The 17,764-nt window shown below is 41.5% G+C and carries 15 protein-coding genes; 10 read left to right on the forward strand and 5 right to left on the reverse strand.

Annotation, left to right across the window (positions count from 1 at the left end; all coding sequences use genetic code 11):
* Positions 1–315 precede the first annotated feature (315 nt).
* From NEE14_RS00175 to aroC, 5 genes are all read left to right on the forward strand, one after another.
* Entirely contained in the window at positions 316–2,817 is a 2,502-nt protein-coding gene (locus NEE14_RS00175) for a glycoside hydrolase family 95 protein (protein ID WP_251966257.1), read from the forward strand.
* A gap of 26 nt (positions 2,818–2,843) precedes the next feature.
* The gene (gene ung / locus NEE14_RS00180; RefSeq protein WP_251966258.1) at positions 2,844–3,512 is read left to right on the forward strand and encodes a uracil-DNA glycosylase; all 669 of its coding nucleotides are present in this window, start codon (positions 2,844–2,846) and stop codon (positions 3,510–3,512) included.
* A gap of 91 nt (positions 3,513–3,603) precedes the next feature.
* Positions 3,604–4,776: a MalY/PatB family protein gene (locus tag NEE14_RS00185; protein ID WP_251966259.1), complete on the forward strand. Its 1,173-nt coding sequence runs from the start codon at positions 3,604–3,606 to the stop codon at positions 4,774–4,776.
* Positions 4,777–4,858: 82 nt separating this feature from the next.
* Positions 4,859–5,437: an FKBP-type peptidyl-prolyl cis-trans isomerase gene (locus tag NEE14_RS00190; protein ID WP_251966260.1), complete on the forward strand. Its 579-nt coding sequence runs from the start codon at positions 4,859–4,861 to the stop codon at positions 5,435–5,437.
* 28 nt (positions 5,438–5,465) lie between these two features.
* Positions 5,466–6,542: a chorismate synthase gene (gene aroC, locus NEE14_RS00195; protein WP_251966261.1), complete on the forward strand. Its 1,077-nt coding sequence runs from the start codon at positions 5,466–5,468 to the stop codon at positions 6,540–6,542.
* 69 nt (positions 6,543–6,611) lie between these two features.
* Here the strand turns inward: aroC and NEE14_RS00200 are convergent, their stop codons facing one another.
* On the reverse strand, positions 6,612–7,946 hold the full coding sequence (locus NEE14_RS00200) for a tetratricopeptide repeat protein (RefSeq protein WP_251966262.1): 1,335 nt from the start codon (positions 7,944–7,946) through the stop codon (positions 6,612–6,614).
* Positions 7,947–8,767: 821 nt separating this feature from the next.
* Between NEE14_RS00200 and NEE14_RS00205 the strand changes: the two genes are divergently transcribed.
* Positions 8,768–9,493 (forward strand): hypothetical protein, encoded by a 726-nt coding sequence (locus NEE14_RS00205; RefSeq protein WP_251966263.1) that lies wholly within the window; start codon positions 8,768–8,770, stop codon positions 9,491–9,493.
* A 59-nt stretch (positions 9,494–9,552) separates the two neighbouring features.
* Here NEE14_RS00205 and NEE14_RS00210 read toward each other — a convergent pair whose 3' ends face one another.
* Together NEE14_RS00210 and rlmH are read right to left on the reverse strand one after the other, a co-directional pair.
* The gene (locus NEE14_RS00210; protein WP_251966264.1) at positions 9,553–10,509 is read right to left on the reverse strand and encodes a D-2-hydroxyacid dehydrogenase; all 957 of its coding nucleotides are present in this window, start codon (positions 10,507–10,509) and stop codon (positions 9,553–9,555) included.
* 21 nt (positions 10,510–10,530) lie between these two features.
* Positions 10,531–11,004 carry a 23S rRNA (pseudouridine(1915)-N(3))-methyltransferase RlmH gene (rlmH, locus tag NEE14_RS00215; protein WP_251966265.1) on the reverse strand — a complete coding sequence of 158 codons (474 nt, stop codon included), beginning with the start codon at positions 11,002–11,004 and terminating at the stop codon, positions 10,531–10,533.
* 84 nt (positions 11,005–11,088) lie between these two features.
* Here rlmH and NEE14_RS00220 point away from each other — a divergent pair, with 84 nt between their 5' ends.
* The 4 genes from NEE14_RS00220 (at position 11,089) to NEE14_RS00235 (ending at position 15,447) form a co-directional block, all read left to right on the forward strand.
* Positions 11,089–11,460 carry a DUF4783 domain-containing protein gene (locus NEE14_RS00220; protein WP_251966266.1) on the forward strand — a complete coding sequence of 124 codons (372 nt, stop codon included), beginning with the start codon at positions 11,089–11,091 and terminating at the stop codon, positions 11,458–11,460.
* Between the two features lie 9 nt (positions 11,461–11,469).
* The gene (nadC, locus tag NEE14_RS00225) at positions 11,470–12,327 is read left to right on the forward strand and encodes a carboxylating nicotinate-nucleotide diphosphorylase (protein WP_251966267.1); all 858 of its coding nucleotides are present in this window, start codon (positions 11,470–11,472) and stop codon (positions 12,325–12,327) included.
* A gap of 273 nt (positions 12,328–12,600) precedes the next feature.
* On the forward strand, positions 12,601–13,938 hold the full coding sequence (locus NEE14_RS00230) for a Gfo/Idh/MocA family protein (protein ID WP_251966268.1): 1,338 nt from the start codon (positions 12,601–12,603) through the stop codon (positions 13,936–13,938).
* Positions 13,939–14,052: 114 nt separating this feature from the next.
* Positions 14,053–15,447: a glycoside hydrolase family 27 protein gene (locus NEE14_RS00235; RefSeq protein WP_251966269.1), complete on the forward strand. Its 1,395-nt coding sequence runs from the start codon at positions 14,053–14,055 to the stop codon at positions 15,445–15,447.
* A 91-nt stretch (positions 15,448–15,538) separates the two neighbouring features.
* Here the strand turns inward: NEE14_RS00235 and eno are convergent, their stop codons facing one another.
* Together eno and NEE14_RS00245 are read right to left on the reverse strand one after the other, a co-directional pair.
* Positions 15,539–16,819: a phosphopyruvate hydratase gene (gene eno / locus NEE14_RS00240; RefSeq protein WP_251966270.1), complete on the reverse strand. Its 1,281-nt coding sequence runs from the start codon at positions 16,817–16,819 to the stop codon at positions 15,539–15,541.
* Positions 16,820–17,119: 300 nt separating this feature from the next.
* Entirely contained in the window at positions 17,120–17,725 is a 606-nt protein-coding gene (locus NEE14_RS00245; protein ID WP_251966271.1) for an OmpH family outer membrane protein, read from the reverse strand.
* Between the last annotated feature and the right edge of the window lie 39 nt (positions 17,726–17,764).

Genomic DNA, 17,764 nt, shown 5'->3' on the forward strand with positions numbered 1-17,764 from the left:
CGGATTAAACGGATCATTCGTTAGGTAATAAATTCCCCGGGGCGATTAATCTTGGAATTACAGTCGGATAAAGATGAAGATATAGGCAGTGAAAAAGTTTTTCTTCGTGACTAATTCTTTAGTTCACGGCGTGAACTAAGTAAACCACGGCGTGAACTACTTAATCCACGACGTGAACTAAGTAATCCGCGCCGTGAACTAAAGAATTGTTCGGGAAGAAAATAAAAATAATAGACGGAATCTGTGTTTTTTACTTACTGAAATGACTACATTTGCCTACATAGGTATTAATGAAAGCCGGATAAAGAAAAACGTATGAAAAACAACCTCGTGTATGTCCTTTGGGTTTGTATAAGTTTGTTACCTTATTATACTCAGGCCCAAGATGAAATATCTGTAGCGGATAGTGGCAGATGGAAATTATGGTATAAGCAGCCGGCCGAATGCTGGTCGGAAGCATTGCCTTTGGGAAATTCCCGTTTGGGTGCCATGGTTTATGGTGGAATCGAACGGGAAGAGATCCAGTTGAATGAAGAAACCTTTTGGGCGGGTGGACCGCATCGGAATGATAATCCGGCAGCTCTTGCCCATCTGGACTCGGTCAGACACTTGATTTTTGCCGGGAAGAATGCGGATGCCCAAAAGCTGATCGACAAGACTTTTTACAGTACTTCGCACGGAATGCCTTACCTGACGTTGGGCAGCTTGGTGATTAAAGGAACTTCGCCTGAACAAGTTTCGGATTATTTTCGGGATTTGAATCTGGAAACCGCCATCGCGACAACGCGCTATCAGGCAGATGGCGTGCATTATAAGCGGGAAGTATTTGCTTCGCAGGTTGATCCTGTTGTCATTATCCGGTATATGGCTGATAAGCCGGGGCAACTGGACCTGACAATCGGATATGATTCTCCGTTGAAAAGCAAGATCTTTCGGAAGGGAAAGGAACTGATTATGCAGAGTCGGGGAACGGATCATGAAGGAATCCGGGGCGTTATTGAAGTAGAAACGCAAACGCAAGCCGATGTGGCCGGCGGAAAAATGAAACTGGATAACCAGCATATTTATATAGAAGATGCCGATACGGTAACCTTGTATGTGACGGCAGCCACGAACTTCGTCGATTATCAGACTGTTGGTGCGAATGAAGGGAAAAAGGCTTCCCGGCAGTTGTCGTCGGCGATGCAGAAAACCTATGCAGAAGCCCGTCGGGATCATATCAACCGCTACCGGCAACAATACAGTCGGGTGTCGTTGGATTTGGGACAAAGCGAAGCCGAACAGCTGGAAACAACCGAACGCATAGTCCGGTTTCAGGAAGGAAAGGATTTACCTTTGGTAGCGCTGATGTTTCAATATGGCCGCTATCTGCTGATTTCTTCGTCGCAACCTGGCGGACAGCCTGCCAACTTGCAGGGAATTTGGAATAATATGCTGTTGCCTCCGTGGGATTCGAAATATACGATCAATATCAATACGGAAATGAATTACTGGCCGGCTGAGGTAACGAACTTACCGGAAACACATGAACCGCTGTTTGCCATGTTGAAAGATTTGTCGGTAACCGGACAGGAAACGGCCCGGGTTATGTATGGAGCCAAAGGTTGGGTGGCTCATCATAATACCGATTTATGGCGGATAACTGGTCCGGTTGATAATGCTTTTTACGGGACATGGCCCAATGGCGGTGCCTGGCTTTCGACTCATTTGTGGCAACATTATTTATATTCGGGAGATAAAGCCTTCCTGAAAGAGGTTTATCCGGTTCTAAAAGGTGCCGCCGATTTCTTCTTGTCTTTCTTGGTAAAACACCCTAAATATGGCTGGATGGTCAGTGCTCCATCCATGTCTCCCGAACATGGTCCGGGCGGAGAAGATGTGAACCAGGCATCAACCATTACAGCCGGGTGTACTATGGATAATCAGATCGTCTTTGATGTATTGAGTCAGGCCAGAGAGGCCGCGGAAATATTAGGTGAACCCGTTGCTTATCAAGACTCATTGCAGCGAATGTTGGGACAGTTGCCACCGATGCAGATCGGAAAATACAATCAGTTGCAGGAATGGCTGGAAGATGCCGACAATCCAAAAGACCAGCATCGGCATATTTCGCATGTGTATGGCCTTTATCCCAGTAATCAGATTTCTCCTTATTCCCATCCGCTTTTGTTTCAAGCGGCGAAGAATACGTTGATCCAACGAGGAGACGAAGCAACAGGCTGGTCGATGGGTTGGAAAATTAATCTCTGGGCACGTCTGCTGGATGGAAATCATGCCTATAGAATGGTTTGCAGCTTGTTGTCTTTGTTGCCCAATGATGAGTTGCAGACAGAATATCCGCAAGGACGGATTTATCCGAATATGCTGGATGCACATCCGCCTTTCCAGATTGATGGAAACTTCGGCTATACGGCCGGTGTAGCCGAAATGTTATTGCAAAGTCATGACGGTGCTCTGCATGTCCTTCCGGCTTTACCGGAAGCTTGGCAGGAGGGTGAAGTGAAAGGGTTGGCAGCTCGTGGCGGATTTGTGGTAGATATGAAATGGAAAAATGGTCAGTTTTTGTCCGGAAAGATTCATGCTCGTCTGGGCGGACTTTTACGGATTCGTTCGTATGTGCCGTTACAGGGAAAAGGACTTGCCGAGGCTAAAGGAGAGAATCCGAATCCGTTTTATAAAACAGCCCAGATAAAAGAACCGTTGGTATCAGATGAAATTCAACCGCAATACCCGTTGTTGCTGAAAGTTTATGAATATGATCTGATGACAGAAGCCGGAAAAGTATATGATCTGGTACGGGGTACGGTCAATAAATAAGGAACTTTTTAGAAAGAAGATTGTATATGCAAGTCAAAATAGCAGACAGTTGGCAGAAAAGACTTCAGAAGGAATTTGATCAGCCTTATTTTGCCCGGTTGGCGGCCTTTGTGAAAGACGAATACGCGCATTATCATGTACTTCCCAAAGGATCACAGATATTCCATATCTTTAATGCCTGTCCGTTTGAACAAGTTAAGGTCGTTATTTTAGGACAAGACCCGTATCCGACTCCAGGACAATATTATGGTGTTTGCTTTTCCGTACCGGAACATACGCCGGTTCCCGGTTCGCTGGCCAATATTTATCAGGAAATCCATACCGATCTGGGACTTCCTGTGCCTTCTTCCGGTTGTCTGGATAAATGGGTGGAACAGGGAGTCTTCTCGATGAATACGGTTTTGACCGTGCGGGCCTATCAAACCGGTTCGCATAAAGGGAAAGGATGGGAAACCTTTACCGATGCCGTTATCCGGTTGTTGAGTGAAGAACGGGAACATTTGGTCTTTATGTTGTGGGGAGCTTATGCTAAAGAGAAGATTCCGTTGATCGATCAGCGTAAACATCTGATATTAACTGCGGCTCATCCTTCACCTCGTTCGGCGGATCATGGTTTCTTCGGATGCCGTCATTTCAGTAAGGCGAATGCATTCTTGGTGCAACATGGGATGACTCCGATTAACTGGTCTGTCTGAGAAAGCCAGAAAAGAATTGACTGAATATGAAGATAGATTCTTGAATTATATTATTTTTGTCCCCTAAAAAGTATAAGTCTATTATAAAGAAATGAAACATTATAATTTTGATGAGGTTATTAACCGCAAAGGAACCAGTTGTGTGAAATACGACGGACTGAAGGACGCTTATCAAGGAAAAGAGAATCTGATACCATTATGGGTAGCAGACATGGATTTTGCAACACCAGATTTTATCATTGATGCCTTGAAAAAACGGTGTGAACATCCTATTTTCGGATATACGTTCGATGATGATGAATATTATGCAAGTATTCTTACCTGGTTACATTATAAATATAATTGGAAAGCTGAGCGGGAATGGATTACTTATATCCCCGGTATTGTGAAAGGAATAGGCCTGGCAGTTCAGTGTTTTACCCAACCTGGTGATAAAGTAATCATACAGCCTCCAGTTTATCATCCGTTTCGTTTGGTTCCGACCCGTATGGGACGCGAAGTGGTTTATAATCCGTTGAAACTGGAAGATGGCGTATATAAGATGGATTTCGAACAACTGGAAAGTCTGATTGATAAGGACTGTAAGATGCTGATCCTTTCCAATCCGCATAATCCGGGTGGTATTGTGTGGGAAAAAGAGGCTTTGGTTAAGTTGGCCCAGATTTGTTCAGCCCATGGAATCCTGGTTATTTCAGATGAAATCCATGCAGAGTTGACTTATCCGCAGTTCAGACACCATCCGTTTGCTACGGTTTCGCCCGAGGCTGCTGCCTGCAGTGTGACGTTTATGGCTCCAAGTAAAACATTCAATATCGCTGGTATCGTCAGTTCGTATGCCATTGTTCCGGATGCCCAATTGCGGGAGAAATTTTATTCCTTCCTGGAAGCTGGTGAATTGAATGCAGGAACGATCTTTGCTTTCACCGCCACCAAAGCGGCTTATACCTATGGAGCGGAATGGTTACAGCAGATGCGTTCGTATGTCATTGAGAATGTCAATTTCGTAGATGAGTATCTGAAGAAAAACATTCCGCAGATAAAGGCCTATCGTCCGCAGGCATCTTTCCTGATTTGGCTTGACTGCCGGGAGCTTGGTTTGTCACAACCGGATTTGGTTCACCTGTTTGAAGACAAGGCAGGATTAGCCTTGAACGACGGAACCATGTTTGGAAAAGAAGGAGAAGGCTTCATGCGGTTGAACGTAGGCTGCCCGCGTTCTATTTTGAGCAAGGCACTTGAATCTTTGAAGAAAGCTATCGGGTAGGATTTTCAATGAAGGTATAAGGACCAGTTGAAAATAAGTTGTATATTTGTCCTCAATATATCAATCAAAATAAAAAAGACAGATGAAAATTTCAGCAAACAAATTCGTTGCAGTAACCTATGACCTGTATGTCGGTGAAGGAGAAGAACGTGAATTGATGGAAAAAGCAACACGCGAAGTTCCATTGAAGTTTATTTATGGAACCGGATCGATGATCCAGGCATTTGAGGATGCTTTAATGGGTTTGGAATCAGGAGCCGGATTTGATTTTACAATTGCTCCGGAAAACGCCTATGGAGAATACAAAGAAGACTACGTACTGGATCTGCCGAAGAATATCTTTGAAGTAGATGGTAAATTCGACTCTGAGATGATTCAGGAAGGACGTACAGTTCCGATGATGGATTCAAACGGAAACCGGATGAATGGTTCTGTTCTGGAAGTACGTGATGATGTAGTTGTCATGGATTTCAATCATCCGTTGGCAGGTGAAACTTTGCATTTCAAAGGAGAGGTAATCGACGTGCATGATCCTACAGCTGAAGAAATCGCTGCGATGACTGCTCCGGCCGGAGGCTGTGGCTGCGGTTGCGATAGCTGCGGTGGTGGTTGTGGAGACCATGACCATGGAGATAGCTGTGGTTGCGGTGGTTGTCATTAAATAAATCTATCATACAAGTTCGGGTTTTATGAATACATTTGGAAATATATTCAGACTTACTTCGTTTGGCGAGTCGCATGGCCCTGGTATTGGAGGTGTGATTGATGGCTGTCCTTCGGGCTTTGAACTGGATATGGAAGCAATTCAGAGAGAATTGAACCGAAGAAAACCCGGACAGTCCCGGATTACGACTCCAAGAAAGGAAGATGATGAAGTGCAGTTCCTTTCCGGTATTTACGAAGGAAAGACAACGGGAACACCCATCGGATTTATTGTCTGGAACAAGAATCAGCATTCTGCCGACTATGATAATATGAAGCAGGTGTATCGTCCGTCGCATGCTGATTATACATATCAGATGAAATATGGCATTCGTGACCCGAGAGGCGGAGGCCGCTCATCAGCACGAGAAACGATTTCCCGTTGTGTAGCCGGTGCAATTGCCCGTCAAATCTTGGCAAAGCAGGGAATCGATATCAATGCTTATACATCTCAGGTCGGGAATATTTGTCTGGATAAATCCTGGGAAGCATATGATTTGAGCCGGATTGAAGAAAATCCGGTGCGTTGTCCTGACCCGGAAAAGGCTGTTGAAATGGAAGAATTAATAGCCAAGGTTAAAGGACAAGGTGATACGATTGGTGGTATTATATCCGGTGTCATTACGGGAGTACCTGTGGGATTGGGCGAGCCGGTCTTTGGTAAACTGCACGCTGCACTGGGAAATGCGATGCTTTCAATCAATGCCGTCAAAGGTTTTGAATATGGAGATGGTTTTGCTGCGGCCGGATACCGCGGATCAGAGCGGAACGATTGTTTCTTTAATGATAATGGGAAGATCAATGTTCGTACCAACCATTCAGGTGGTATCCAAGGTGGCATTTCTAATGGTCAACCTATTTATTTCCGGGTAGCATTTAAATCGGTTGCTACTTTATTAAGAGAACAGGAGACCGTTGATATGGAAGGTAATGATACGATCCTGAAAGCTCGTGGAAGGCATGATGCATGTGTATTACCTCGGGCTGTTCCTATCGTGGAAGCAATGGCCGCCATGACGATATTGGATTATTGGCTGATGCAGCAGACGAGAAATTGTTGGTAAAGTTCGTAATCGAATCATATATAGTAGGAGAGTCAGAATCAAGAAGATCTTGGTCTGACTCTTCTGCTGTTATAAGGACGTAATAAACTCATCGAAACTCCTATTTTCAATGCCGATTTTCTCCTTTAGTCTCATTTTCTTGCGTGAGATACTGCCTTTAGCTATATGATAGATTTCAGCCAGGACAGATAAAGGCAATTCCATTTTTACCAGACAGCAGAAATTGATTTCCTCTTCTGTCAGTTGTGGATAAAGTCCCTTCAGCCTGTCGGTAAAATGATCAAAACAGGCATTTGTATTATTACGGATAATGGTCCAGTCATTTTCCTGTAAATGCAAAGCTCCGGATTTATTCCGGTTTTGCATCAAGATGGGAATAGTTATTTCGTTCAGCTGCTTGAAATACTCAAGCCGTTGATTCAATCTTGCAAGGGCAATCGCTTCTTTTTCTTCCTTCTCTTTCAGGTATTGAATTTCCGCTTCTTTCCTTTTAAGATCACTTTGGTTTCTTTCTTGTTCAGTCCGAAGCAACTGGATCTTCAATTTGTTCTTGTTCTGTTTGATCCGGTAATAAAACAAAAAGACAGATAAAATGACAATGACGAAAAAGGCTACAACCCGATGCAAAAGCAATACTTTGTCGGCCAGATCCTTCTCAACCTGCACAATATGCTCTTGCTGAGTTTTGTATTCACGCAGGTTTTGTATTCTTTCCAGTAATTCTTCCTTACGACCAAAATATGTCGAATCCCGCAAGCGTACATGTTCTTCCAGGAATTTACGTGATTCGTCCAATTTGCCTTGCTGCTTCATTTCATTGGCAGCGTACCGGTAGGCTAAGATTCTTTTCTCTAACGGCATAGCTTCTATGACCTTCCAGAAATAATCGATAGCTGATTCCTTCTTTTGGATATAGGCTTTCAGTCCCTCTCGTTGTAGTCTGTATCGAGGATTCAGACTATCTGTTTGGGCAGCTAAGTTCATATAATAATAGGCAGAATCTGTTTGTAACAGGAATAAATGAATGATACTCGACTCGTTATATAATTTAGCCCTTTGTTTTGTCGAAACAGCCTTTGTATAAGGTTGTGTCTTATGTAAAAACGCTAAAGCTTCTTTGTATCGCTTTTGTTCCTTCAGCAGATTACTTTTTAGTATATATAATTTGGTGATCAGGGATGAATCCTGATTCTGGATGGCTAATTGCGATGCCTCGTCTAAAAGGGTTTCCTCCTGATTGTAAATGCGGTAGAAATGATACAATTTCCCCATACTGATTTTTAGATCAATTCTCAATTTATAATCCGTATGCGGCGTAATATATTGACAGGCTGTTTCATAATCATCTTGCGCTTTTAACAGGTAAAAATGTTTATGATTGATTTTCCCTTTAAGATAATACATGTTACACAGCCTGTCAGAATCATTTTGGCTTATAAAGAAAGACAAGGCCTGTTCTAATGGCTGACTGTTTTCTGGTAACTTTTTTAGCTTATCTAAGCAGGCGTATTGAAGATAGGTATACAATGCTTTATCGCCTTTTTTCAGTTGAGTAGAATCAATTTGCTGTAAAGCTAAAAGCACAGAGTCCGGTTGATTTATCTTTTCTTCAAGAGTTAATAAGTATGTCTTGTTCTTCTTTTCGTTGCAAGCTGATAAAAACAAGGACAAGATAAATCCTAAAGAAATAAATATACCTAGATATTGTTGTCTTGTTATTCGTATTATGTTGAGTTTTTTTCCCATGTTGCAAATATATAAAATATGATGAATATTGGCTTTACGATGGAAATAAATTGGGCATAAAATAGCAGTTGTACATTGTGTTATATAATATATTTGTATTAATCAACTGATAATTATATATTTATGATAACACCTATGTACATCGATTTTTTTGCTTTCGAAGGAATAAGTACTCTATCTTTGCATCCGGAAATCAACGCAAGACGATATGTTTTCGGATAAAAGCTTTTTCCATACATAAGAATATGATTTCGTCTTACTGTATTTCCATTTATGATAGGACTAAGGTCTTAAATTAAAATAGATTGTTTAGTTAAGTTTTGTTGTTCCGTTTATTGTTAGGTAAGGCGAACGCCGGCTGCCTTCCCTTCAATAAATTGAAATGGGAAGCAAGGTTTCTCGACTGAAGTCTTTTAGGTACATTCATTGAGACCTGCTTGAGCAAAAAACTTGTATTGAATTATTTAATAATTAGATTTATGAAACGTGTAAATTTTTGGATGAAAAGGAGTGGATATATAGTGAGCTGTGTATTGGCATTACTTATGTGTAGCTGTTTATTCTCTTGTACAGAAGAATTATCGGAAGATCTGAAAGCTACAGATGTCGTTTTTCAGAAGTATCGGGTTGAATTTTCCAGCACACAGGATACATGGGTTTATGCCCGTTTTGTCAAAGACAAAGATAAGGCTTTTAATGAGTTAAAACTGACAGGAGAGCAACAGATTATGGCGAATGATAAGTCAATGGCCTATCATTACGTAAATGATAAAGCTCCGATTGATTATAGTTATTCCTTAAAATTAGGAAAGGTAGATCAGGTGGATTTTACTTTTCAGCGCGCTAAAAACAAACAATATAAAAATACAGCATTAAAATCATCTGTTCTTCCGGTAGCCATTCCTGCAAATCTGGCCGCTATTCAGAATAATGTGGCTTGGAAATGGGAAGGAGATGCGCTGAAGACCGGTGAAAAGATAGAAGTAACATTGGAAACAGAGAAAGATAACTACGCGATTTATTATGGCAGTTTATCAGACGATGGAAGAGAGGTTACTTTTACCAATGTACCGAAAGGGGATTATGTGCTGACACTTCGCCGGATAGTTGTTTCTGAGACACAAGACAATGATCTGCCGGCCAAGGGAGAGATGACGATATGCTATTATGATAAAAGAAAAATATCCGTAAAAGAGAGTGTGTGAATTGTAATGGACAAGGCTTTGGCAGTTTGCTGCCAAGCCTTGTTTCCTTTTTATCCTTTTCAGATAGCTACATTATTAATGATGTGTCCTTCCTGGAAAGAACGTATGTTTTGAATGGCGATCTGCATCAGACGTACGCGTGCTTCATAAGTAGCCCAGGCAATATGGGGCGTGATATAACATTGGGTTGCCGTCAGAAGCGGATTATCGGCTAATGGCGGTTCTGTTGACATCACATCCATGCCAGCCGCAAATAAAGTCCGGTTGTTGAGTGCTTCTGCTACGGCTTGTTCGTCAATCAAAGGTCCTCTGCCTGTATTGATCAAGATAGCCGAAGGTTTCATAAGCGAAAGCATTTCTTTATTGACGAAATGATGAGTATCGGCTGTGAGCGGACAGTGGAGCGTCAGTATATCACTTTCACGGAAAAGGGTTTCTTTATCAACCGGAGTGATATAATCTTCCAACTGATCTTTAGACTTAGATGTAAGTGCCAGTACGTGCATTCCAAACGCATGAGCTACGTGAGCTACCGACATACCGATATGTCCGAGTCCCACAATACCCAACTTTTTACCCGCCAGCTCAAACAGCTTGGTGTTCCAATAGCAGAAATCCGGATTCTGCGTCCATTTTCCCTCTCTGATTTCCTGTGTATAATGTTCTACCTGATTCGCAATATTGAGGATGTGGGCAAATACCATTTGAACGACAGAGTCTGTACTGTAGGCTGGAATATTCGTGACAATGATTCCACGTTTTTTCGCTTCTTCAATGTCAATCACGTTGTAGCCTGTCGCCAAAACACCGATATATTTCAATGCGGGAAGAGCTTCCATTTCCTTTTTCAGGATACGGACTTTATTGGTCAGGACTATTTCTGCGCCCTGGCAACGTTCAATTACTTCGCCTTCTTGCGTGTTTTCGTAGATATGACACTCTCCTAATGCCTGTAGGCTATCCCAGGATAAATCTCCTTTGTTGAGTGTTCTGCCATCTAAAACTACTATTTTCATATCTGATCTGTATATATAAAATTATTCATGATGATAAGGTTCGTTATTCAATATGGTCATGGCCCGATAGATTTGCTCAACGAAGATTAGGCGAATCATCTGATGTGAGAACGTCATTTTGCTGAGTGAGACTTTTTCGGAAGCTGCCTGATAAACTGCTTCGCTGAATCCATACGGACCGCCAATAACGAATACCAGTCTTCGGGAAACCGTGTTCATTTTCTTTTCTAAATAGGACGCGAATTGCATGGACGTAAATTCTTTTCCTTTTTCATCAAGCAATACCAGATAATCACCTGCCTGTAGCGATTTCAAGATTAATTCGCCTTCTTTTTCCTTCTGCTGGTTTTCAGATAAGTTCTTGACGTTCTTGATATCAGGAATTACCTGCATCTCAAAAGGAATATAATGGACAAGTCTGTTCTGATATTCCCGGATCGCTTCCGAAAAGTAATTAGCGTCTGTTTTTCCGATGACTACTAAACAAATTTTCATTTGATTTTATATTTCTATATTTACAAAGACGAAGTTAGGGAAAATTCTTATCTTTGTAACCAGTATTCACAAAAAAGATCAGTGATGAAACGACTCTTACTGTTAATTGCCTTGGTTGTGGCGGCAATTCATGTACAAGCAGCAGACATAACAACCATTACGACGGCCTTAAAAACGGGAAATGCTACAACTTTACAGTCATGTATGGATAAATCGGTCGATATGGCTCTGGCGGATAAGTCAAAGACTTGTAACGCACAGGAGGCTGTTTCGATGTTGAATGGCTTTTTTAGTTCGAACAAACCTTCTTCTTTTTCTTTATTACATCATGCAGATAAAAAAGACAATGGTTTTTTGGTAGCAAAACTGACTGCGGGAAACAAGTCATACCGGGTTAATGTAACGTATAAGGTGGAAGGGGATAAAGTAGTAATACAATCAATAAGAATAGAATAATTTCAGAAGATGAACGTAAAAGAAACAAAAGAACAGCTTATTGCCGAACTGATTCGTCTGGCGTTTGCCGAAGATATTGGCGACGGCGATCACACAACCTTGTGTTGTATTCCGGCTACGGAGATGGGTAAAAGTCAATTGATCGTAAAAGAAGACGGCGTTTTGGCTGGTGTAGAAATGGCCCGGTTGATTTTCCATACGTTTGATCCGGATTTGAAAATGACCGTTTTTATACAGGATGGTGCTGAAGTTAAAAAAGGAGATATTGCCTTTGTAGTTGAAGGTAAAGTACAGTCGTTGTTACAGACTGAGCGCCTGATGCTGAATGTCATGCAACGTATGAGCGGTATTGCTACAACAACTCGCAAATATGTTAAGGCTTTGGAAGGAACCAAAACATGCGTGTTGGATACGCGCAAGACAACGCCGGGACTTCGTATGATTGAGAAAGAAGCCGTTCGTATCGGTGGTGGTGTAAACCATCGTATCGGTTTGTTTGATATGATCTTGTTGAAGGATAATCATGTTGACTTTGCTGGCGGTATAGAGGCTGCTATCACTCGTTGCCATGAGTATCTGAAAGAAAAACATAAGGATTTGAAGATTGAAATTGAAGTCCGCAACTTCGATGAAATTCAGCAGGTATTGAAAATTGGAGGCGTTGACCGTATTATGCTGGATAACTTTACACCTGAAGATACGAAGAAAGCTGTTGAAATGATTGGCGGACGCTTTGAAATTGAATCATCCGGAGGAATCACTTTTGATACGTTGCGTCAGTACGCTGAGTGTGGAGTTGATTACATTTCTGTAGGAGCTTTGACTCATTCTGTAAAAGGTTTGGATATGAGCTTCAAGGCTTGTTGATAATCTTTTACGATATAGAAAAGGAGAGAGGATAACACCTCTTCTTAAAATAAACGAGAACCGTTTTCGAAATTAATGGGTTTTGAAAACGGTTCTCGTTTATTTTGTTTTTCAGAATCAGTATCTCTTACTATTCAGAATGTTAGATCGCTATTATATTTTCTTCAGGAATAATAGGAAATGTAAAAGAAATGCATTATTTTTGATACGGATGTGGTTGGATACACTTAAATCTAAGAGAGTCTTTATTGTAGAACTTTATTATAACATGTCATGGAAAAACAAACGAAAAAGATGAACCGCCGTGAGTTTTTAGGTTTATCAGCTTTAGGATTAGCCAGCTTAACGATTTTACCCAGTTGGTCAGTTAACGGACAAAAATATGCTCCCAGCGATCGGATTGTCTTTGGTTTTATTGGTTTGGGCCGTCAGGGAATGAGTGATTTCTACTCGGCTTCGAATTGTCCGGGCATTCAAATAGTGGCCGGATGTGATGTAGATGCTTTGAAAAGAGAGCGTTTTATGAAGCGAGTTACAGAATGGCAAAAGAAAGCCGGCTGGAATCCTCGTTGTGATACTTATGAGTTTTATGAGGAACTGTTGGACCGGAAGGATATTGATGTCGTATCTATTGCTACACCCGATCATTGGCATGCTTTAGCTGCCATCCATGCTTGCCAGGCATCTAAAGATGTTTATCTGCAGAAACCGCTGACTTATACGATTTCTGAAAGTATAGCTTTGGTGCGGGCTGTCCGGGCCAACGACCGGGTATTGCAAGTGGGAAGCCAGCAACGTTCGGACCGGGAATTCCAGCGGGCGATAGAATTGGTACGTGCCGGTGCAATCGGTCATATTGAAAGTGTTCAGGTTCATATTGGTGAGCCTCCTAAACCGTTTGATCTGCCGGAAGTACCTGTTCCTCCTTATTTGAATTTCAATGCCTGGATGGGACCGCTTACGAGTCCGAATGTGCATTATCATCCGGATATGTGTCCGCCAATTGATAATCCGGAAATGGAAGAAAAAGGTCCGTGGGCAGTTTGGCGTTATTATCGGGAGACGGGAAACGGTTTAACAGGCGATTGGGGTGCCCATCATTATGATATAACACAAGCTGCATTGGGTATGGATGGATCTGGTCCTGTTGAATATATTCCGGCCGGATATAACGGAACGAAATATTGCACGATGAAATATGCGGATGGAACAGTCGTAACCGAGCAGGTGATAGAAAACTTCCGGAAGGATAATCCCAACGAACTTGGCATTAAGTTTATAGGAACAAAGGGTTGGCTGAAAGTGGCTCGCGGTTATATTGAATGTTCAGATCCTTCTCTGGTGAAAGATACCCCGATGGGAGCAGAAGTATCACACATGCAGAATTTTGTTAATTGTATCCGTTCACGCCGGAATCCGATTGCTCCGGTTGAAGTAGGTTGCAGTACCAATATCATGTGTTGTCTGAATAATATCGCTCACGAGCTGGGACGTCCGGTGAAGTGGGATCCAGCCACATTAAGCTTTGGCGATGACGAAGAAGCAGCCAATCATCGGCTTTATTACTATAAATATAGGAATCCTTATACCTTACCTTATTGGGATAAATGACAACTGATTTATTTCCTGCCTAGGAATGATTTAAAATACGCCAGCTTTTCATCAAAACACGCCGGCTTTTCATCAAAAGCTGGCGTGTTTTTGGAAGGATAAAAATTGTTGAATATGATAAAAGAAATTGCATTGAGTTTATTCTCTGTAGTTTTTATGTTATCTTGTACAGAGAAGAAAGAAGCAGAGCGAAAGGCTTTTGCTGAAAATGAGTTTAAAGAGTGGGCACAGACGCCTCCGATGGGATGGAACAGTTGGGATTGTTATGGCCCAACTGTGGAGGAACATGAGGTAAGGGCTAATGCGGATTATATGGCAGAACATCTGTTGAAATACGGGTGGGAATATATTGTGGTGGATATCCGTTGGTATGTAGAGAATGATAAAGCAGGAGGATATAACCAGACAGACCCGCATTATGTGTTGGATGCGTATGGACGATATCAGCCGGCAGTGAATCGTTTTCCTTCAGCTAAAGGAGGTAAAGGTTTTAAGGAATTGGCCGATTATGTACATCAGAAAGGTTTGAAGTTTGGAATACATATTATGCGTGGAATACCGAAAGAAGCTGTAGCTCAAAAAAGGCCAATAAAAGGTACGGATGGTATCACTGCCGATCAGATTTATTCAAAAGAGAATTTATGCCAATGGCTCTCTGATAATTATACGGTTGATACTTCTAAACCCGGAGCACAGGAGTACTATAATTCTATCATTAATATGTATGCTGATTGGGGCGTTGATTTTATAAAAGTGGATGACTTGTCGGCTCCATTTTACCATAAGGATGAAATAGAGATGATACGTTATGCAATCGATCATTGTGGTCGCCCCATTGTTTTTAGTACATCACCTGGTGAAACGCCGGTAGAGGAGGCCGAACATGTACGTAATCATGCGAATATGTGGCGTATGGTAAATGATGTATGGGATGTTTGGGGAGATGTGGAGCATCTATTGTCTGTTTGCCAGAAATGGTATCCTTATATTGCGCCGGGAACTTGGCCTGATTGCGATATGATACCTTTGGGACGAATCTCTATTCGTGGGGAAAGAGGAGAAGACCGAATGACTCGTCTTACTAAAGATGAGCAATATTCGTTAATGACGTTATTTACGATTTTCCGTTCACCCTTGATGTTTGGCGGGGATTTACCGAGTTGTGATGATTTTACTTTATCATTGCTGACCAATGAAGAAGTTCTAAAGATGCATAAAAAATCTGTTGATACCCGTATGCTGTATTATGATACAGAAAAAGTGGTCATTACATCTCGTCATCCTCAAACGGGAGCAATTTATTTGGCTTTGTTTAATACTTCAGATGATAAAGAGCTGTCAGTTGGTGCGGATTTAAAACAGCTTGGAATAGAAGGTCCCGTCGAAGTGGTTGATTTATGGACAGGACAAAATTTAGGAAAAGTCTCTGATAAGATTGAACGGGAATTGAAACCTCATGCTTCAATCTTGTGCAAGATTAGTTCTAATCTTGATGAAGTAACGAATTAGCATCGTGACTTTATAAACCATGAAAAAGCCCGGAGGATATTGCACCTTCGGGCTTTTTTAGAACTAAATCTCAAATGATTATTGAACAGTGTTATTTCAATCGCTTGTAGCCATATACAGCGCGTTCACCTAATTCTTCTTCAATACGAAGCAATTGGTTGTATTTAGCCATACGGTCTGAACGGCTCAACGAACCGGTTTTAATCTGACCGCTGTTGGTGGCTACAGCGATGTCTGCAATAGTTGCATCTTCCGTTTCGCCAGAGCGGTGAGAAGTTACTGTCGTATAGCCATGGCGATGTGCCATTTCGATGGCGTTAAGCGTTTCAGTCAGTGAGCCGATCTGATTAACTTTAATCAAGATAGAGTTGGCACATCCTTCCTGAATTCCCTTAGATAAGAATTCAACATTGGTAACAAACAAATCGTCACCTACTAATTGACAACGGTCACCAATACGTTGAGTCAGCTTTTTCCAACCATCCCAATCATTCTCGCTCATACCATCTTCAATCGAATCAATCGGATAAGTATTGATAAGCTTTTCCAGATAATCAATCTGTTCGTCGGATGTACGTTTCACGCCCTTTTCTCCTTCAAAGATAGTATAGTCGTAAACACCGTCTTTGTAGAATTCGGAAGAGGCACAATCCATACCGATCATAACGTCTTTACCCGGTTTGTATCCGGCAGCCTCGATAGCTTTCAAGATAGAATTCAGAGCATCTTCGGTTCCTTCCAATGCCGGAGCAAAACCACCTTCGTCTCCTACAGCTGTACTTAATCCTCTATCATGCAATACTTTCTTCAAAGCATGAAATACTTCTGCTCCCATTCGCAATCCTTCATGGAATGAGCTGGCTCCAACCGGACGTATCATAAATTCCTGAAAAGCAATAGGCGCATCACTATGTGAACCACCATTGATGATATTCATCATCGGAACCGGCATTACATATGTATTCGTTCCGCCGATGTAACGATACAAAGGAATATCCAGATAATTGGCTGCCGCTTTGGCAACTGCCAAGGATACTCCTAAAATGGCATTGGCTCCTAAATTAGATTTCGTAGGAGTCCCGTCCAAAGCTAACATAGCGTGATCAATACCCATTTGATCTAATGCCGACATTCCTTTTAACGCAGGAGCAATCACTTCATTGACGTTCTTGACAGCCTTCAAGACTCCTTTTCCTCCATATCTGTTTTTGTCTTGATCCCGTAATTCCAAGGCTTCGTGTTCACCAGTTGATGCACCAGATGGCACTGATGCCCGTCCCATTACGCCTGATTCCAGCAATACATCTACTTCTACAGTTGGATTGCCTCTTGAATCCAATATCTCACGGCCTGTAATCTTTTCTATTCTCATCGCTTTATTAATTAATTAGTGTTTGGCAAAGGTAACTTTCCCTTGCAGTTTATTAAATAACTAATTATGGTGATTTTTGGTTCTTTCATCTCCCTTAAATTAGGTATTTTTAGAAGTGACTGCTGTTTTATTCAGGAAAGATTGCAGGAAAACAAGAATGAATATAAAAAACAAAGGCTATTTCCCTTGTTTCAGAGAAATAGCCTTAATTGGAAGATTTATTATTTTATTAGAAGTAATATTCGTTAGAATCAATTTTAATCTTCGTTGGAATTAAAAATGATTCTCGTTACTTTTCATTTACTTTCTGGTAGCATAGTTCTTATTCAGATATTCCAACAATTCAGCTGTGATATCATAAGCGTCATTCGCTAATAAAATGTTGTCACCGGCTGTATTGCTGAATACAACTTGAAAACCTCTGCTCTGGTTAAATACTTTTAATTGAGAAACGATCGAATCACGTAACTGCTCGTTTAATTTCTGCTGTTCTTCCATCAATTCTTGAGAAAGACGGGTGTCAAGATCCTGAAGTTCCTGGCGCTTATTAAGCAATCGCTGCTGTTCTTGTTCAGCTCTTTCCTGAGTCAGAAATGCGTTGTTAGATATTTTGCGTTGAAATTCCTGCATTTCGCTTTGCAGAGAAGCAGCCTTTTGATTGACGTTGGCTCTTGAATTTTCTGCTTTTTTCAAAATGATTTCATTCAAGTCTTTTGCATAATTATAATTCTCTAAGAGAGAATCAACGTTGACATACGCAACAGGAAGGGTTGATGCCGTGCTTCCACTGTCTGTAGTAACAGCTTTTGTGGTACTAACTTCTTTCTTGCCTGAAAATTGCATGACAAACAGAATCACAACGGCAACAGCTAGTACGCCGTTGATAATGTAGTTAACGTTCTTCATAAAATGTAAAATATTATCTTTTTATTTTTTATCAGTTTG

This window comes from Parabacteroides sp. AD58 (genome assembly GCF_023744375.2).
Classification (GTDB): domain Bacteria; phylum Bacteroidota; class Bacteroidia; order Bacteroidales; family Tannerellaceae; genus Parabacteroides; species Parabacteroides absconsus.